Source organism: Pseudomonas reactans, from assembly GCF_013387025.1.
Taxonomy (GTDB): Bacteria; Pseudomonadota; Gammaproteobacteria; order Pseudomonadales; family Pseudomonadaceae; genus Aquipseudomonas; species Aquipseudomonas reactans.
This window is the reverse complement of record NZ_JACAQP010000005.1, coordinates 154,358-171,553: the sequence shown is the minus strand read 5'-3', so window position 1 is coordinate 171,553 and position 17,196 is coordinate 154,358. Positions and strand designations below refer to the sequence as shown.

The window sequence follows — 17,196 nt, the reverse complement described above, 5'->3', positions numbered from 1 at the left end:
CTTGCTCCCGTTGGACTGCGTAGCAGTCCCAGTCTTTTTAAACAAAGAGCCAGGGCCGCTTCGCGGCCCAACGGGAGCAAGCTCCCTCGCCACAGTAATCCGGTTCCAGGACTGGAGTGATACAGCGTTCTACAGCCCTTCCCGTCAGGTTGCGCATCAGCCTGGCGGGAGGGGTTTTTTCGTTTTTGCGCGATGTAAATGCAGGAGTGGCGAATTGAATTTGTAACAAAAAACACACAGACGAACCCTCGCATTTCCAGGTGTCGCGGCCTGCAGATGCGGGTTTAGAGCCTCTTTGAAAGTGTATAGATTGTAAATGCAATTTACTTTTATTTGAGAATCAATACCATTCCGGCGCAAGGAGAGCGCCTGAATGCACGTTCGCTACCAGACGGCGACTCAGGCGCATCTCGTTCAATCGCCCTCTAAAGGACTTTGCGGACATGTCGTCTCGATTCAGGCTCAGCCATTTCTCCCTGGCGTTTATCGCTGCCTTCTCTTCGCCTGCCCTGCTGGCGGATGCCCTGGAAAGAGAACGCGACAAAGTACCGATCGAAGCGACAGACCTTCCCGTAGACGGCACGCCACAGGCCTTGGAGCTGGAGGTCACCCGCGTACTCGGGACGGCGGCAGAAGAACTCAAACAAGCCCCCGGCGTGTCGATCATCACCGCCGAGGACATCAAGAAGCGCCCGCCCACCAATGACCTGTCGGACATCATCCGTCGCGAGCCGGGCGTCAACCTGACCGGCAACAGTTCCAGCGGCAGCCGTGGCAACAACCGTCAGATCGACCTGCGCGGCATGGGCCCGGAAAACACCCTGATCCTGATCGATGGCAAGCCGTCGACCTCACGCAACGCCGTGCGTTACGGCTGGAGCGGTGACCGCGACACCCGTGGCGAAACCAACTGGGTGCCGGCCGAAGAAGTCGAACGCATCGAAATCCTGCGCGGTCCGGCCGCAGCCCGTTACGGCTCGGGCGCCATGGGCGGGGTGGTCAACATCATCACCAAGCGACCGACCGACCAATTGCACGGCTCGCTGACCGCCTACACCTCATTTCCCGAAGACGACGCCGAAGGCGCGAGCAAGCGCACCAACTTCAACCTCAGCGGCCCGTTGACCGACTCCCTGGCGTTTCGCGTCTACGGCGGCCTGAGCAAGACCGACGCCGACGATTCCGACATCAACCGCACCGAGCAAGCGACGGCCGATTCGCTGGTGGCCGGCCGCGAAGGCGTGCGCAACAAAGACGTCAACGGCTTGTTGAGTTGGCAATTCACCCCGGAGCAAACCCTCGACCTGGAAGCCAGCTACAGCCGCCAGGGCAATATCTTCGCCGGCGACACCATGCTCAACGGCGGTGGCAACTTCGTAAACAGCCTGGTGGGCAAGGAAACCAGCGTGATTCAGCGCAGCAGCTTCTCGGCGACTCACCGTGGCGAATTTGACTGGGGCTCGACCCTCGCCTCGTTGACTCACGACCTGACCCGCAACGAGCGCCTCAATGAAGGGCTGGCCGGTGCCAATGAAGGTGCGCCTTCCGCCACAGCCGGCCGTTTCGAATCGCGCCTGCGTAACACCCGAGCCACCGCCGAGGTCAACCTGCCACTGAGCTTTGGCGCCGAGCAAGTGCTGACGCTGGGCAGTGAGTACCTCTACGAGTCGATGAACGATCCGGGCTCGTTGCGCCCGCAAACCTACGACCCGGGCACCGGCGGCGTGCCAGGCATCCCGGGTGTCAATCGCAGCAGCACCAAGACCACCGCGTCGAGCTACGCGCTGTTTGCCGAAGACAACATCGAGGTGGGCAGCAAGACCATCGTCACCCCCGGTCTGCGCTTCGACGATCATGAAGAGTTTGGCGGCAACTGGAGCCCCAGCCTCAACGCCTCGCACCAGTTGACCGACGAACTGAGCCTCAAGGGCGGTATCGCCCGGGCGTACAAAACGCCCAACCTGTACCAGTCGAACCCGAACTACTTGCTGTACAGCCGTGGCAACGGGTGCAACGCCAGCGAAGCCAACCTGGGCGGCTGCTATCTGGTGGGTAACCGGGACCTGAAGCCGGAAATCAGCGTCAACAAGGAAATCGGCCTGGCCTACGACAAGGGCACCTGGCGCACCAGCGCGACCTACTTCCGCAATGACTACAAGAACAAGATCAATGCCAGCAACGAGGCGGCGTTCCGCCTGGCCAATGGCCGTCGTGTGCTGCAATGGGAAAACAGCGGGCCGGCTCTGGTGCAGGGGGTCGAGGGCAACCTGTTCGTAAGCCTGCGCAACGACCTGGACTGGAACACCAACCTGACCTACATGATCGACTCCAAGGACAAGGACACCGGCGAGCCGCTGAGCATCATTCCCAAGTACACCGTCAACACCACGCTGGACTGGCAAGCCACCGACAAACTCTCGTTCCAGGTCAGCGGCACCTATTACGGCAAGCAGGAATCGCCGACGCTCAACTCGCGCAGCGCCAGCAGCTACGATCGCAGCGCCCAACAGGATGTCGACCCGTACGGGTTGATGGGCTTGAGCAGCGGTTACGAGTTCAACAAAAACCTCAGCGTACGCGTCGGCATCAACAACTTGCTGGACAAGCGCCTGTACCGCAAAGGCAACGCCGACGACGCCGGTGCCCAGACCTATAACGAACCCGGCCGCGCTTACTTTGCGTCGGTGACTACATCGTTCTGATCGAAACACTGCGAGCACATAACGGACTCCGCCCGGCTAGCCGGGCGGTTTTGTTTCTGGCTGTGACTATGTCTGGCTGTCGCCTTCAGCGTCCGGATCATCGCTGTCCGGCTCGTCGGTGGTGGAGTCATCGTCGTCCTCGCTGCCACCCTGCCCCTTGTCGCCAGGCTCTGCCTCGGACTTGGCCAGTTGCAGATCCTGGTTATGCCCCGACGACACAACACCGCTCTGCACCGGGTTATGCGCCCAGGCCGACGACATTCCCAACGACAACAACACCATCACTTTTATCAACAACACAACGCGTTGAAAAATACTCATGGTTGATTCCGTCCAGTCAGTAGGTAGATCCCACGCGACAGCCGTTTACCGCCGCCAGCCTTGACGCTAGTCCCGATGCCGGGTTTGCGCCAGGCATCAGGTTTCGCCGTCGTCATAGGTTTCACTGTCCTCGCCCTCATTGTAGGGGTTTTCCTGGTCTTCCTTCGGCGCGGGCTGGGCTTGGGGCTTCCAACTGCCGGAGTTGACTTCCTGCTGCTTTTTCTTGGTGACGGGGCCGGTGTCTTTCCATTGAGGAACGCCAGCGCCCGCCAGGGCCGGGACCGTGGACAGTCCCAGACCGGCTAACAGCACCCAGCAGATGATGCGTTTGACACTAGGCACAGCGCTTTCCTTTTCAATCAGTGGATAAATCCTGCACCCAAAAAACTAGACCCGATACGCCACTCTCGCCACAAAAAAGGGCGAAGCCATAATAGCTTCGCCCTTTTCTTTACCGCTCAGACCTTAATGGTGCTCACGGGTCGCACGGAATTTAACATCCGGCCAGCGCTCTTCCATCAACGCCAGGTTCACCCGGGTCGGCGCCAGGTAGGTCAGGTGACCACCACCGTCGACCGCCAGGTTTTCCACAGCCTTGTTGGAGAACTCTTCCAACTTCTTCTTATCGCTGCAATCGATCCAGCGCGCGGAGTACACGGTGATCGGCTCATACGAGCACTCAACCTTGTATTCCTCTTTCAAGCGGCTGGCGACCACATCGAACTGCAGCACACCGACGGCGCCGAGAATGATGTCGTTGCTGCGCTCGGGGAAGAACACCTGGGTGGCGCCCTCTTCCGCCAATTGCTGCAAGCCTTGGCGAAGTTGCTTGGACTTGAGCGGGTCACGCAGGCGCACGCGACGGAACAGTTCCGGGGCGAAGTGCGGGATACCGGTGAAGCCCAGGGCTTCGCCTTCGGTGAAGGTGTCACCGATCTGGATGGTGCCGTGGTTGTGCAGGCCGATGATGTCGCCGGCGTAGGCTTCTTCGAGCTGTTCACGCTCGGAGGAGAAGAATGTCAGGGCGTCGCCGATGCGTACGTCCTTGCCGGTGCGCACGTGGCGCATCTTCATGCCTTTTTCGTATTTGCCGGAGCAGATGCGCATGAAAGCGATACGGTCGCGGTGTTTTGGGTCCATGTTCGCTTGGATCTTGAACACGAAGCCGGTGAATTTCTCTTCGACCGGTTCCACGGTGCGTTCGTTGGCGACACGGGCCAATGGGCGCGGGGCCCAATCCACCACGGCGTCGAGCACGTGGTCGACACCGAAGTTGCCCAGGGCGGTACCGAAGAACACCGGGGTCAGTTGGCCATCGAGGAATTCCTGCTGGTTGAACTCATGGCAGGCGCCCTGCACCAGTTCCAGCTGGTCGACAAAACGGTCGTACTCGTCACCCAGGTGGGCGCGGGCTTCGTCTGAGTCGAGTTTCTCGATGATCTTGGTTTCGGTGCGCTCGTGACCGTGGCCGGCGGTGTAGACAATGATGTAGTCGTCGGCCAGGTGGTACACGCCCTTGAAGTCGCGATAGCAACCAATCGGCCAGGTGATCGGCGCGGCCTTGATCTTCAGGACGGCTTCGATTTCGTCCAACAGCTCGATCGGGTCACGGATGTCGCGGTCGAGTTTGTTGATGAAGCTGACGATAGGGGTGTCACGCAGACGGCACACGTCCATCAAGGCAATGGTACGTGGCTCGACGCCTTTACCGCCGTCGAGGACCATCAACGCCGAGTCCACCGCGGTCAGGGTGCGGTAGGTGTCTTCGGAGAAGTCTTCGTGGCCCGGGGTGTCGAGCAGGTTGACCATGTGGTCGCGATACGGGAACTGCATGACCGACGTGGTAATGGAAATACCCCGTTGTTTTTCCATTTCCATCCAGTCGGAGGTGGCATGGCGGTCGGATTTGCGGGATTTCACCGTGCCGGCCACCGCGATTGCCTTGCCCATCAGCAAGAGTTTCTCGGTGATGGTGGTTTTACCGGCATCGGGGTGGGAAATAATGGCGAAAGTGCGGCGTTTCGCGACTTCGGCGGCCTGGTGGGTCATGGGAAATCGCCTGGCAGGTGAGTCAAAAAAGGGCGGCGAGTATAGCGCAAACCCCAGGGGCCGGACCACCGTTCACCCGATTAGGGGTGGCTAAATGCTGCCAAGTATGGAACCTTTTAAAAGGTCGAGACGTCCACTCCCCTGCTACCGCACTCGGCACAGGGGCTGATAAATCAGCAAGTTAGCCTGACGAGGCTGCGCTCATGGCTCGGATTTTTACCGCGTTGCCGGTATCGACGAGCTGCATTTCGCGACCACATTTGCCGACAGCCAGGAATGGCATTGCCGCTCGGAAATGTGGACGCCGACAGAAGAAAAAAGGAGTCCGCCTGTGGCTATTCGCTATGGCAAAGGGCTGATAGGAGGAGCGGTTGTCGTCGCCCTCCTGGCCCTGCTGATCCACTGGATCGGCATCAACACGATCGAACTGTACCGCGACGATTTGTTGTTTTACCTGCAAGCTCACTTGATCCTCGTTCTTGTCTCCATGCTGGCGGCCCTCGTTGTGGGCATCCCCGCCGGTATCCTGCTCAGCCGACCGCACATGGTCGGGCGCGCAGAACGCTTCATGCAGATCTTCAACATCGGCAATACCGTCCCTCCCCTGGCCGTACTGGCCATCGCCCTCGGCGTCCTCGGAATCGGCAGCGGCCCGGCGATCTTCGCGCTGTTCCTCGCCTCCCTCCTGCCTATCGTGCGCAACACCTATGAAGGGTTGAAAAACGTACAGGGCTCCCTGAAAGAAGCCGCCACCGGCATCGGTATGACGCCGCGCCAGGTGCTGTTTCGCGTGGAATTGCCCAACGCCGTGCCGATCATCATCGGTGGCGTACGGGTGGCCCTGGCGATCAACGTCGGCACCGCGCCATTGGCGTTCCTGATTGGCGCCAACAGCCTGGGCAGCCTGATCTTCCCTGGCATCGCCCTGAACAACCAGCCGCAATTGCTGCTCGGTGCCGCGTGTACCGCACTGCTGGCCTTGCTGCTTGATGGCCTGGTGACCCTGGCCAGCCGCCTCTGGCTGGAACGCGGGCTGCGTGCGTCTTAAGGAACCGACATGAAAAAACTGACCTTGATACTGAGCTGCGTCCTGCTGTTTGCAGGCATTGCGCAAGCCGCCGAAAAACCGGTGATCCGCATCGGCGCCCGGGTGTTCACCGAACAGACCCTGCTGGCCGAAATCACCTCCCAATACCTGCGCACCAAGGGCTATGACACCCGCGTGACCGGCGGCCTGGGCAGCAACCTGGCGCGCAGTGCCCAGGAAAGCGGGCAGCTGGATTTGATCTGGGAATACACCGGCGTGTCGCTGGTGGCCTACAACCATGTCGACGAGAAACTCGACAGCGAACAGTCCTACGCTCGGGTGAAAGAACTCGACGCGAAAAAAGGCCTGGTCTGGCTCTCCCCGTCGCGCTTCAGCAACACCTACGCCCTGGCGCTGCCGGAGAAAGTTGCGGCTGAGCATCCCGAGATCAACAGCATCAGCGACCTGACCCTGGCCGTCGCGCAAGACGCCAAGAGCAACCGCCTGGTGGCCCTGGACACCGAGTTCGCCAACCGCTCCGACGGCCTGGCCGGCATGGTCAAGCTGTACGACATGAACCTCACGCGCAAAAACACCCGGCAGATGGACGCGGGCCTGGTCTACACCGCGCTGCGTAATGGCCAGGTGTTTGCCGGTTTGGTCTACACCACCGACGGTCGCCTGAACGCCTTCAAATTGAAGCTGCTGGCAGACGACAAGCACTACTTCCCGGACTACACCGCCGCCCCCGTGGTGCGTCAGGTGTATCTCGACGCCCACCCGGAACTGGCCGCTGACCTCAAGCCACTGGCCGATCTGTTCGACGACGAAACCATGCGCCAACTCAACGCGCGGGTCGACGTCGACCACGAAAGCCCTTCGGCGGTTGCCGCCGACTTCCTGCGCCAGCATCCGATCAATCAATAAGGAGAAGACATGGAATTCCTGAACGCCTTTTCCCATCTTGATTGGGCCCAAGTCCTGCAACTCACTGGACAACACATCACCCTGGTCGGTATCGCCGTGATCCTCGCGATCCTGATCGGCGTGCCCCTGGGCATTCTGATGACGCGTTTCCCGACGCTCGCAGGCCCGCTGCAAGCCAGCGCCACGGTGTTGCTGACCGTGCCGTCCATCGCGCTGTTCGGCCTGCTGTTGCCGTTCTACTCCAAATTCGGCCAGGGCCTGGGGCCGATGCCGGCGATTACCGCCGTGTTCCTCTACTCCCTGCTGCCGATCATGCGTAACACCTACCTCGCGCTCACCGGCGTGGAGCCGGGCATTCGCGAAGCCGCACGCGGCATCGGCATGACCTTCGGCCAGCGCCTGCGCATGGTCGAGCTGCCCATCGCCGTGCCGGTGATCCTCGCCGGTGTACGCACCGCCGTGGTGATGAACATCGGTGTGATGACCATCGCCGCCACCATCGGCGCCGGTGGCCTGGGTGTACTTATTCTGGCTTCCATCAGCCGCAGCGACATGTCGATGCTGATCGTCGGCGCCGTGCTGGTCAGTCTCCTGGCCATCTTCGCCGACCTGCTCTTGCAATGGCTGCAACGCTCGCTGACTCCAAAAGGATTGCTCAAATGATCGAACTTCAAAACCTGTCCAAGACCTTCCAAAGCAACGGCAAGACTGTCACTGCCGTGAACGATGTAAGCCTGACCGTCAATGAAGGCGAGATTTGCGTGTTCCTCGGCCCCTCCGGCTGCGGCAAAAGCACCACGCTGAAGATGATCAACCGCCTGATCAAGCCCACCTCGGGCAAGATCCTGATCAATGGCGAAGACACCACTGACCTCGACGAAGTGACCCTGCGTCGCAACATCGGTTATGTGATCCAGCAGATCGGCCTGTTCCCGAACATGACCATCGAGGAAAACATCGTGGTCGTGCCGAAATTGCTCGGTTGGGACAAGCAAAAATGCCACGACCGCGCCCGCGAGTTGATGAGCATGATCAAGCTGGAACCCAAGCAGTATTTGCACCGCTACCCACGTGAATTGTCCGGTGGCCAGCAACAGCGGATCGGCGTGATCCGCGCACTGGCGGCCGATGCGCCGCTGCTGCTGATGGACGAACCGTTCGGCGCGGTCGACCCGATCAACCGCGAGATGATCCAGAACGAATTCTTCGAGATGCAACGCGCGCTGAACAAGACCGTGATCATGGTCAGCCACGACATCGACGAGGCGATCAAGCTGGGCGACAAGATCGCCATCTTCCGTGCCGGCAAGCTGCTGCAGATCGATCATCCGGACACGCTGCTGGCGCACCCGGCCGACGAGTTCGTCAGCAACTTCGTGGGCCAGGACAGCACCCTCAAGCGCCTGCTGCTGGTGAAGGCCGAAGATGCGGCGGATAACGCGCCGTCGGTGAGCCCGGAAACCCCGGTGGCCGATGCGCTGGAATTGATGGACGAACATGACCGCCGCTATGTGGTGGTGACCTGTGCCGAGAACAAGGCGCTGGGTTATGTACGACGTCGCGACCTGCACCGTCAGGCCGGTACCTGCGGCCAGTACCTGCGCGAGTTCAACGCCACGGCGGCGTATGACGAGCATTTGCGCATCCTGCTGTCGCGTATGTACGAGTTCAACCGGTCGTGGTTGCCAGTGATGGATGCGGAGCGGGTGTTCCTTGGGGAAGTGACGCAGGAGTCGATTGCCGAGTACCTGAGCTCTGGTAAGTCGCGTGGGGGCAAGACCAGTATTGTTTCGCCTGCTGAGACTGCCCTCGCCTGACCTGACACCACGCAGTCAAAAATGTGGGAGCGGGCTTGCTCGCGAAAGCGGAGTGTCAGTCACTGAATATGTTGACTGATACACCGCTTTCGCGAGCAAGCCCGCTCCCACATTGGGTCTGGGGTGTGTCAGGGAAATCCCGCTGATTTGCCCCCTCCGGGGAACATCATTCCGTCACACCGGTCGGTTACATAAGTAGCTGCACGGGTTCGCGCGACGAACGCGTGCAAAAACGCGACATTTTTAGTTGATCTCAAGCCCCTCACGCCCTAAAGTTCGCGCCGAACGTCCATGCTGGAAACGATCCATCCGGCTCAAGTACTGACGACGAGACAGCAAGGCCAAGGGAAGCGGTTATTCCCATGGCCTTTTTGCTTTCGGCGACATGCCTTGGGAAGTAGGCGAACCAAAGTGGGGATACGGAGGACGTTCATTTGCACCCATTGATCAATCTAGTTTGCCCTTAGGAGTTCCCAGCATGTCGATCAACGTCGAAGATTATTTCGCGCGCGCCACTTTTGACAAAATGAAGGCGTTCGCCGACAAGCAAGAAACCCCGTTCGTGGTGATCGACACCGCGATGATCAGCCAGGCCTACGATGACCTGCGCGCCGGTTTCGAATTCGCCAAGGTCTATTACGCGGTCAAGGCCAACCCGGCCGTCGAGATCATCGACCTGCTCAAGGATAAAGGTTCGAGCTTCGACATCGCCTCGATCTACGAGCTGGATAAAGTACTGGGCCGTGGCGTCAGCGCCGACCGCATCAGCTACGGCAACACCATCAAGAAATCCAAGGACATCCGCTACTTCTATGAGAAGGGCGTGCGTCTGTTCTCCACCGACTCCGAAGCCGACCTGCGCAACATCGCCAAGGCCGCACCGGGTTCGAAAGTGTATGTACGTATTCTCACCGAAGGCTCGACCACCGCTGACTGGCCTTTGTCGCGCAAATTCGGCTGCCAGACCGACATGGCCATGGACCTGCTGATCCTGGCCCGTGACCTGGGCCTGGTGCCTTACGGCATCTCGTTCCACGTGGGTTCGCAACAGCGCGATATCAGCGTGTGGGACGCGGCGATCGCCAAGGTCAAAGTGATCTTCGAACGCCTGAAGGAAGAAGACGGTATCCACCTCAAGCTGATCAACATGGGCGGCGGCTTCCCGGCCAACTACATCACCCGCACCAACAGCCTGGAAACCTACGCTGAAGAAATCATCCGTTTCCTCAAGGAAGACTTCGGCGACGACCTGCCGGAAATCATCCTGGAGCCGGGCCGTTCGTTGATCGCCAACGCCGGCATCCTGGTCAGCGAAGTGGTCCTGGTGGCGCGTAAATCCCGTACCGCCGTCGAGCGTTGGGTGTACACGGATGTGGGCAAGTTCTCCGGCCTGATCGAAACCATGGACGAAGCCATCAAGTTCCCGATCTGGACCGAGAAGAAAGGCGAGATGGAAGAAGTGGTCATTGCCGGCCCAACCTGCGACAGCGCCGACATCATGTACGAGAACTACAAGTACGGCCTGCCGCTGAACCTGGCGATTGGTGATCGTCTGTACTGGTTGTCGACCGGTGCCTACACCACCAGCTACAGCGCGGTTGAGTTCAATGGCTTTCCGCCGCTGAAATCCTTCTACGTGTAAAACGGCTGCAGCAAAAAAACCCATGACAAGTCATGGGTTTTTTACGCCTTAAGAAAGGCTGCCTGCGCGCTCCCGGTAGGCCTCTGCCATTGCTCTGATCTGTGGATCGTTCGCCGCTGAGAGTGCCTGGTGCGCTGTGCGCAAGAACTTCAGGTTCCCGCCCGCCAACGCTTTGCGCAACCACTCCAGCGCTGCTTCGATTTGCCCCCTGTCAGCCAACACCGCCGCATAACTGAACTGCCCGCGAAAATCCCCGGCTTCGGCGGAGCATCGATACCACTCTACGGCGGCGCCCAAATCTCTTGGACAGCATTGACCGTCTTCCAGATAACGCCCCAACAAGTTCATCGACTTGGCATGGCCTTGTTCCGCTGCCTGGCGGTATAGGCTCAGCGCTTGTTGCTGGTCTTCGGCAATACCGCGTCCGGTGGCCAGCAGATTGGCGTAGTTGTATTGCGCCCAATCCAAACCGGCTTCGGCGGCCAAACGGTATTCTCGCGCCGCTGCCGCTTCATCCGCCGCGCAACCCCAGCCATGCTCCAAACACCGCCCGGTCATATTGCGCGCCATCAAGTGCCCGCCCTTTGCCGCAATCTGGAACCAGCGCAATGCCAGCGCTTCATCGCGGGCAATGCCACGCCCTTCCAGCAGGATCTGCCCGAGCAGCGCCTGGGCATCGACCACGCCCTCCTTTGCCGCCACCAGGATCGCTTGGGCGGCGCGCACGGGGGAATCATCAAGCATGCTTTGCAGTTGCTCGACGTTGAGCACTTCTTCACGACGCAACAAGAAGCCCATGTCAGACCTCGACCCAGCGGCGCAACAGGTTGTGGTAGGTACCGGTGAGCTGGATCAGCGCGGGGTGGTCGGGCACGTCGGCGCTCAGTTGCTGGATCGCACCGTCCATTTCGAACAGCAGCGTGCGCTGGCTGTCTTCGCGCACCAGACTTTGGGTCCAGAAGAACGAGGCGTAGCGCGCGCCGCGGGTCACGGCGTTGACTTTATGCAGGCTGGAACCGGGGTACAGCACCATGTCGCCGGCCGGCAACTTTACGCGCTGCAGGCCGAAGGTGTCCTGGATCTCCAGTTCGCCGCCGTCGTATTCATCGGGGTCGCTGAAAAACAAGGTGGATGACAAATCAGTGCGCACCCGCTCATGGCTACCTTTGGGCTGGCGCACGGCGTTGTCGATGTGAAAATCGAAACTGCCGCCAGCGGTGTAGCAGTTGAGCAACGGAGGGAAGACCTTGTGCGGTAACGCCGCCGACATAAACAACGGGTTCTGCCACAAACGCTCCAGCATCGCCGCGCCGATTTCCTTGGCGAGCGGGTGGCCTTCGGGCAATTGCAGGTTGTGCTTGGCCTTGGCGGACTGGTGCCCGGCGGTGATTTTACCGTCGGCCCAATCGGCGGTTTCCAGGGCCTGGCGAATGCGCTGCACTTCCTCACGAGAGAACAGGCCGGGAATGTGCAGCAACATGGGGCAACACCTGAAATCAAATAGACATCAATGGTAATGATTCTTATCCGCCCTGTAAAACGCAGCAGACGAATGAGTTCGTAAAAACCGTAAGCAAAAAGTGTAAAGAATGTAAATTCAGTGCAATTGGCAATGTATCGCAATTGATAGAAATACTTGTTAACACTATATTCCGCGGCCTCACATCCTTGGGGAAAGGACACGTCATGTCGCGCACCACTACAAAAATACCTGCCAGTTCACCACGCATGCTGGCTTCGGCCATCGGCGTTGCCCTCAGCGCCAGCTCTGTCGCCCATCTGGCGCAAGCGGCCGAAGACACTGAACAAAAAGGCCAGCGCAACAGCATCTCCCTGGGCGCCACCAGTATTACTGGCGAAGAACAGGACAACACCTCCTACCAGGTCGAAAAAGCCTCGTCGCAGAAATACACCGCGCCGCTGGTGGACACACCGCGCTCAGTCACCGTGGTGCCGCAACAAGTGCTCAAGGACACCGCCGCCACCTCATTGCAGGATGCCTTGCGCACCGTGCCGGGCATCACGTTTGGCGCCGGCGAAGGCGGCAACCCCCAGGGCGACCGCCCGTTTATCCGTGGTTTTGACGCCCAGGGCGACACCTACCTGGATGGCGTGCGCGACACCGGCGGCCAGAGCCGTGAGATCTTCGACATCGAGTCGATCGAGGTCAGCAAAGGCCCGAACTCTTCGTTCGGCGGTCGTGGCTCGGCCGGTGGCAGCCTCAATCTGGTGAGCAAGACCCCACAAGCGCGGGACTTCACCAACGGCGGTTTCACCTACGGTTCCGACCAGACCCGCCGCTACGTACTCGACGTGAACCGTCAGTTCCTCGACGACAGCGCTGCGTTCCGCCTGAACCTGATGAGCCACGAACAGAACGTGGCCGGTCGTGACGCGATCAACTACGACCGCTGGGGCGTCGCTCCGTCGCTGACGTTTGGCCTGGGCACCCCGACCCGCGTCAACCTCAGCTACTACCACCTGGAAAGCAACGATCTGCCGGACTCCGGGATTCCCTACGGTTACGGCTCGTCGACCGCGACATCCCACGGACATGACAAACCCAACGACGGCGGCGACAGCAACAACTTCTACGGCCTCAAGAGCCGCGACTTCCGCAAGACTCGCGCCGACATCAGCACGTTCTCCGTCGAGCACGACCTGAACGACAACATGACCCTGAAAAACACCCTGCGTCATGGCAGCACCGGGCAGGATTACATCCTGACGCAGCCGGATGACAGCAAGCTCAACGTCAACAAATACGGCACCGTGTGGCGTCGCGCCAACAGCCGGGTTTCGACCACAACCACCACCACCAACCAGACCGACCTGTTCGGCAGCTTCCAGGCACTGGGCTTCAAGCACAGCTACTCCACCGGCCTGGAATTCACCGGTGAAGAAACCCGCGTGAGCAGCTATAACATTAGCCCCAACGCCAACCCGACCTGCACCGTCGCCAAAGGCAGCCTGGGCGGCCAGTGCACCTCCCTGAGCAACCCGAACCCGGATGACGCCTGGACCGGCAACATCGCGCGCAACTATTACGGCACCACCACCAAGGCCACCAGCCGTGGCGCCTACGTATTCGACACCATTGAACTGGACCCGAAATGGTTGCTGAACGTCGGCCTGCGCTACGACACCTTTGACACCGTTGCCAACACCGATTCCGCGACCGGCCGCAGCAAAATCAAAGAAGACAGCCAATTCTTCAACTGGCAGGCCGGCCTGGTCTGGAAGCCGGTGGAAAACGCCAGCATCTATGCGTCTTACGCCACGTCGGCGACGCCAGCCGGCGGCCTGGTCGGTGAAGGATCGGACGGCAACCCTCTGTCTGCCGGTGCCGCCAGCAGCGACTTGCAGCCGGAAGAAACCGTCAACTACGAGCTGGGCACCAAGTGGGACCTGTTCCACGATCGCCTGTCCCTGACCGCCGCGGTGTTCCGTACCGAGAAGAAAAACACGCGCATCCTGGTCGACGCCCTGACCTATCAGAACGCCGGTGAGTCCCAAGTCGACGGCCTGGAACTGTCTGCCAGCGGCAAGATCACCGATCAATGGCAAGTGTTCGCCGGCTACAGCTACCTCGACAGCGAGTTGGTCAAATCCGGCCTGAACGGTCGCAACGGTGTGGTCAGCTCGGGGTCGAGCAAAGGCAACCAAATGCCCAACACGCCGAAGAACACCTTCAGCCTGTGGACCACCTACGACGTCACGTCCAAGCTCACCATCGGTGGCGGCGCGTTCTACGTGGACCAGGTTTATGGCGATGCGGGCAACACCGTGTATGTACCGTCCTACACCCGCTACGACGCCATGGCCAGTTACAAGCTGACCAAGAACGTCGACCTGCAATTGAACGTACAAAACCTGACGGACAAGCTGTATTACGACAAAGCCTTCTCGACACACTTCGCCAACCAGGCGGCCGGTCGCACGGCCCTGCTGTCCACCAGCTTCCACTTCTAAACAGCCACACCACGCAGCAAAAAGCCCCACGCATCGGATGCGTGGGGCTTTTGCGTGTAAAACAGAATGTTTCTCGACAAGCCACGGCATAATGCGCGCCGTGCCCTACATATCCGGATAGACGAGGCGGTCAGACGTGTTGAAGAAAACCCTGTTCCAGTTGCACTGGTTCTTCGGCATTACCGCCGGGCTGGTGCTGGCCTTGATGGGGATCACCGGGGCTGCGGTCTCGTTTCAGGATGAAATACTGCGGGCGCTCAACCCTAGCGTACTGACCGTGGAAAAACGCGAAGCTGGCGTATTGCCGCCCGCCGAGCTGGTGCGCAAGCTGGAAGCCACCGAAGGCAAGACCGTGGCCATGCTGTTCGTTGAGAGCGAGAGCGGCAACGCCGCCCGCGTATTCTTCACGCCGCCGCCCGGTGAACGCCGTGGCCAGTTGCGCTATTTCGACCCCTACACCGGCGACTACATGGGCGACGTGGTCGGCCAGGAAGTTTTCGGCTTCCTGCTGCAATTTCACCGTTTCCTGGTGATGGGCGATACCGGGCGCAACATCACCGGCGCCTGCACACTGATCCTGGTGTTCTTCTGCCTGTCCGGCTTGTACCTGCGCTGGCCGCGCCAGGTGGCGAGCTGGCGCGTCTGGCTGACCCTGGACTGGCGCAAAAAGGGCCGGGCCTTCAACTGGGACCTGCACTCGGTGTTCGGCACCTGGTGCCTGTTGGCCTATCTGCTGTCGGCGCTGACCGGGCTGTATTGGTCCTACGACTGGTACAGCCAGGGCCTGACCAAGCTGCTGTCCGACGCCCCACAGAATGAACGGGTGCGCAAACGCGGCCCAGCCCCCGAAGGCCCGGCGCCCGTAGCCAATTACGATGCGATCTGGAGCAGCATCTACAGCAACGCCGGCCCAGGCTTGAGTGCTTACAACATCCGCATGCCGGCCGTCGCCGGGCAGCCGGCCACCGTCTACTACCTGCTGGACAACTCGCCCCATGACCGCGCGCTGAACCAGATCAACCTGGACCCGGCGACCGGCGAGGTGAAATCCCATGACCGCTACGCCAGCAAGACCCTCGGCTCGCAACTGCTGACCAGCGTCTACGCGCTGCACACCGGCAGTTACTTCGGCCTGGCAGGAAGGATCATACTCACGCTCAGCTCGGTGCTGATGCCGCTGTTCTTCATCACCGGTTGGTTGTTGTACCTGGACCGTCGTCGCAAAAAACGCCAGGTGCGTGACGCGCGTAAAAGCCTCACAGCCAATGCCAGCGATGCCCCGGCCTGGCTGATCGGTTTCGCCAGCCAGAGCGGTTTTGCCGAACAGCTGGCCTGGCAAACGGCTGGCCAATTGCAGGCGGCCGGCTTGCCGGTGAAGGTGCAATCCCTGGGCAGCGTCAGCCAGGATGATCTGCGTCAGTCGGAAAATGCGCTGTTCGTGGTCAGCACCTTCGGCGACGGCGAAGCGCCCGACAGTGCTCGCGGTTTCGAGCGCAGCGTGCTCGGCCAGGACCTGTCCCTAAAGGGCTTGAACTACTCGGTCCTGGCCCTGGGTGATCGTCAATACGAACACTTCTGCGGCTTCGCGCGGCGCCTGCATTTCTGGCTGACCAATCAGGGCGGCAACGCGCTGTTTGCCCCCGTGGAAGTCGACAGCGGTGACACCGCCGCCCTGCTGCACTGGCAACAACAACTCGGCCAGCTCACCGGCCACGCCCCGGCGGCCGCTTGGCCGACCGCCCAATACGAAAACTGGACGCTGAGCCAACGCACCCTGCTCAACCGCGACAGCGCAGGCGCCGATGTCTACTTGCTGGGCCTCACCTCACCTTCGCCACAAAGCTGGCAGGCCGGCGACCTGGTGGAAGTGCTGCCGCGCAACTGCCCTTGGGCCATCGAGCACTTCCTGGGGGGCCTGGGCCTGGCCAACAGCGACGGTGTGCTGATCGACGGCATGGCGCACACCCTCGATCAGGCCCTGGCCACTCGCCAACTGCCGACGCATCGCGCCCACCTGGTCGGCCTGCATGCCCAGGCGCTGGTGGACGCGCTGGTGCCCCTGGGCATGCGCGAATACTCCATCGCCTCGATTGCCAGCGATGGCGTACTCGAATTGATCGTGCGCCAGGAACGCCACCCCGACGGCAGCCTGGGCCTGGGGTCAGGCTGGCTCACCGAACATGCCGCCCTCGGTTCCAGCATCAGCCTGCGCCTGCGTCGCAACAGTGGTTTCCATCTACCAGGCGTACCCGTGCCACTGATCCTGCTGGGCAACGGCACCGGCCTGGCCGGCCTGCGCAGCTTGCTCAAGGCGCGCGTTGCCGATGGCCAACAGCGCAACTGGCTGCTGTTCGGTGAACGCAATATCAAGCATGACTTCCTCTGTCAGGACGAATTGCAAGGCTGGTTGGCCAGTGGGGATCTAGCGCTGCTGGACCTGGCGTTTTCCCGTGACCAGGAGGAAAAAATCTACGTGCAGGATCGCCTGCGTGAGTCGGCCGAAGTGCTGCGTAAGTGGCTCAGCGACGGCGCGGCGATTTATGTGTGCGGGAGTCTGCAGGGGATGGCGACTGGGGTGGACCAGGCGTTGGTGGACATACTCGGCAGTGAGGCGGTGGAACGTCTGATCGAGCAAGGTCGCTATCGCCGGGACGTCTACTGATTGGCAACTGTGGGAGCTGGCTTGCCTGCGATGACTGTAGTGAATTCACCACCGCTATCGCAGGCAAGCCAGCTCCC

At 60.6% G+C, this 17,196-nt stretch carries 13 protein-coding genes; 8 read left to right on the top strand and 5 right to left on the bottom strand.

Features of this window, described 5'->3' with window-relative positions:
- Nucleotides 1–443 precede the first annotated feature (443 nt).
- A complete protein-coding gene (locus tag HX793_RS05160; protein ID WP_016976251.1) occupies nucleotides 444–2,702 on the top strand; it encodes a TonB-dependent siderophore receptor in 2,259 nt (752 codons plus the stop codon).
- Nucleotides 2,703–2,768: 66 nt separating this feature from the next.
- Here HX793_RS05160 and HX793_RS05155 read toward each other — a convergent pair whose 3' ends face one another.
- The 3 genes from HX793_RS05155 to HX793_RS05145 all read right to left on the bottom strand — a co-directional run bounded on the left by HX793_RS05155 (nucleotide 2,769) and on the right by HX793_RS05145 (nucleotide 5,072).
- Nucleotides 2,769–3,023, bottom strand: a complete 255-nt coding sequence (locus tag HX793_RS05155; RefSeq protein ID WP_016976252.1) for a hypothetical protein — start codon at nucleotides 3,021–3,023, stop codon at nucleotides 2,769–2,771.
- A gap of 96 nt (nucleotides 3,024–3,119) precedes the next feature.
- Complete coding sequence (locus tag HX793_RS05150; protein WP_095014692.1) at nucleotides 3,120–3,365, bottom strand: hypothetical protein; 246 nt, start codon at nucleotides 3,363–3,365, stop codon at nucleotides 3,120–3,122.
- Between the two features lie 123 nt (nucleotides 3,366–3,488).
- Nucleotides 3,489–5,072, bottom strand: a complete 1,584-nt coding sequence (locus tag HX793_RS05145) for a peptide chain release factor 3 (protein ID WP_010213196.1) — start codon at nucleotides 5,070–5,072, stop codon at nucleotides 3,489–3,491.
- Nucleotides 5,073–5,403: 331 nt separating this feature from the next.
- Between HX793_RS05145 and HX793_RS05140 the strand changes: the two genes are divergently transcribed.
- The 5 genes from HX793_RS05140 to HX793_RS05120 all read left to right on the top strand — a co-directional run bounded on the left by HX793_RS05140 (nucleotide 5,404) and on the right by HX793_RS05120 (nucleotide 10,485).
- Entirely contained in the window at nucleotides 5,404–6,120 is a 717-nt protein-coding gene (locus HX793_RS05140; RefSeq protein ID WP_016976254.1) for an ABC transporter permease, read from the top strand.
- A gap of 9 nt (nucleotides 6,121–6,129) precedes the next feature.
- On the top strand, nucleotides 6,130–7,026 hold the full coding sequence (locus HX793_RS05135; protein WP_177094966.1) for a glycine betaine ABC transporter substrate-binding protein: 897 nt from the start codon (nucleotides 6,130–6,132) through the stop codon (nucleotides 7,024–7,026).
- A gap of 9 nt (nucleotides 7,027–7,035) precedes the next feature.
- Entirely contained in the window at nucleotides 7,036–7,689 is a 654-nt protein-coding gene (locus HX793_RS05130; RefSeq protein ID WP_010213201.1) for an ABC transporter permease, read from the top strand.
- Nucleotides 7,686–8,843 carry an osmoprotectant ABC transporter ATP-binding protein OsmV gene (locus tag HX793_RS05125; RefSeq protein ID WP_003188471.1) on the top strand — a complete coding sequence of 386 codons (1,158 nt, stop codon included), beginning with the start codon at nucleotides 7,686–7,688 and terminating at the stop codon, nucleotides 8,841–8,843. The genes HX793_RS05130 and HX793_RS05125 overlap by 4 nt, the downstream gene beginning before the upstream one ends.
- Nucleotides 8,844–9,321: 478 nt before the next feature.
- Nucleotides 9,322–10,485, top strand: coding sequence for a type III PLP-dependent enzyme (locus tag HX793_RS05120; RefSeq protein WP_016976256.1), 1,164 nt, complete (start codon nucleotides 9,322–9,324; stop codon nucleotides 10,483–10,485).
- Between the two features lie 48 nt (nucleotides 10,486–10,533).
- Here HX793_RS05120 and HX793_RS05115 read toward each other — a convergent pair whose 3' ends face one another.
- Complete coding sequence (locus tag HX793_RS05115) at nucleotides 10,534–11,283, bottom strand: tetratricopeptide repeat protein (protein WP_016976257.1); 750 nt, start codon at nucleotides 11,281–11,283, stop codon at nucleotides 10,534–10,536.
- A 1-nt stretch (nucleotide 11,284) separates the two neighbouring features.
- On the bottom strand, nucleotides 11,285–11,965 hold the full coding sequence (locus HX793_RS05110) for a Fe2+-dependent dioxygenase (protein ID WP_016976258.1): 681 nt from the start codon (nucleotides 11,963–11,965) through the stop codon (nucleotides 11,285–11,287).
- A 206-nt stretch (nucleotides 11,966–12,171) separates the two neighbouring features.
- Between HX793_RS05110 and HX793_RS05105 the strand changes: the two genes are divergently transcribed.
- A complete protein-coding gene (locus HX793_RS05105; RefSeq protein WP_177050285.1) occupies nucleotides 12,172–14,457 on the top strand; it encodes a TonB-dependent receptor in 2,286 nt (761 codons plus the stop codon).
- Between the two features lie 136 nt (nucleotides 14,458–14,593).
- Nucleotides 14,594–17,119, top strand: a complete 2,526-nt coding sequence (locus HX793_RS05100) for a PepSY domain-containing protein (protein ID WP_177050286.1) — start codon at nucleotides 14,594–14,596, stop codon at nucleotides 17,117–17,119.
- The last annotated feature ends 77 nt before the right edge of the window (nucleotides 17,120–17,196 follow it).

Bases quoted from the DNA above. Each gene is read 5' to 3' on its own strand.
- HX793_RS05160 (WP_016976251.1), top strand. From the start codon at position 444: ATGTCGTCTCGATTCAGGCTCAGCCATTTCTCCCTGGCGTTTATCGCT.
- HX793_RS05155 (WP_016976252.1), bottom strand. From the start codon at position 3,023: ATGAGTATTTTTCAACGCGTTGTGTTGTTGATAAAAGTGATGGTGTTG.
- HX793_RS05145 (WP_010213196.1), bottom strand. From the start codon at position 5,072: ATGACCCACCAGGCCGCCGAAGTCGCGAAACGCCGCACTTTCGCCATT.
- HX793_RS05135 (WP_177094966.1), top strand. From the start codon at position 6,130: ATGAAAAAACTGACCTTGATACTGAGCTGCGTCCTGCTGTTTGCAGGC.
- HX793_RS05130 (WP_010213201.1), top strand. From the start codon at position 7,036: ATGGAATTCCTGAACGCCTTTTCCCATCTTGATTGGGCCCAAGTCCTG.
- HX793_RS05125 (WP_003188471.1), top strand. From the start codon at position 7,686: ATGATCGAACTTCAAAACCTGTCCAAGACCTTCCAAAGCAACGGCAAG.
- HX793_RS05120 (WP_016976256.1), top strand. From the start codon at position 9,322: ATGTCGATCAACGTCGAAGATTATTTCGCGCGCGCCACTTTTGACAAA.
- HX793_RS05115 (WP_016976257.1), bottom strand. From the start codon at position 11,283: ATGGGCTTCTTGTTGCGTCGTGAAGAAGTGCTCAACGTCGAGCAACTG.
- HX793_RS05110 (WP_016976258.1), bottom strand. From the start codon at position 11,965: ATGTTGCTGCACATTCCCGGCCTGTTCTCTCGTGAGGAAGTGCAGCGC.
- HX793_RS05105 (WP_177050285.1), top strand. From the start codon at position 12,172: ATGTCGCGCACCACTACAAAAATACCTGCCAGTTCACCACGCATGCTG.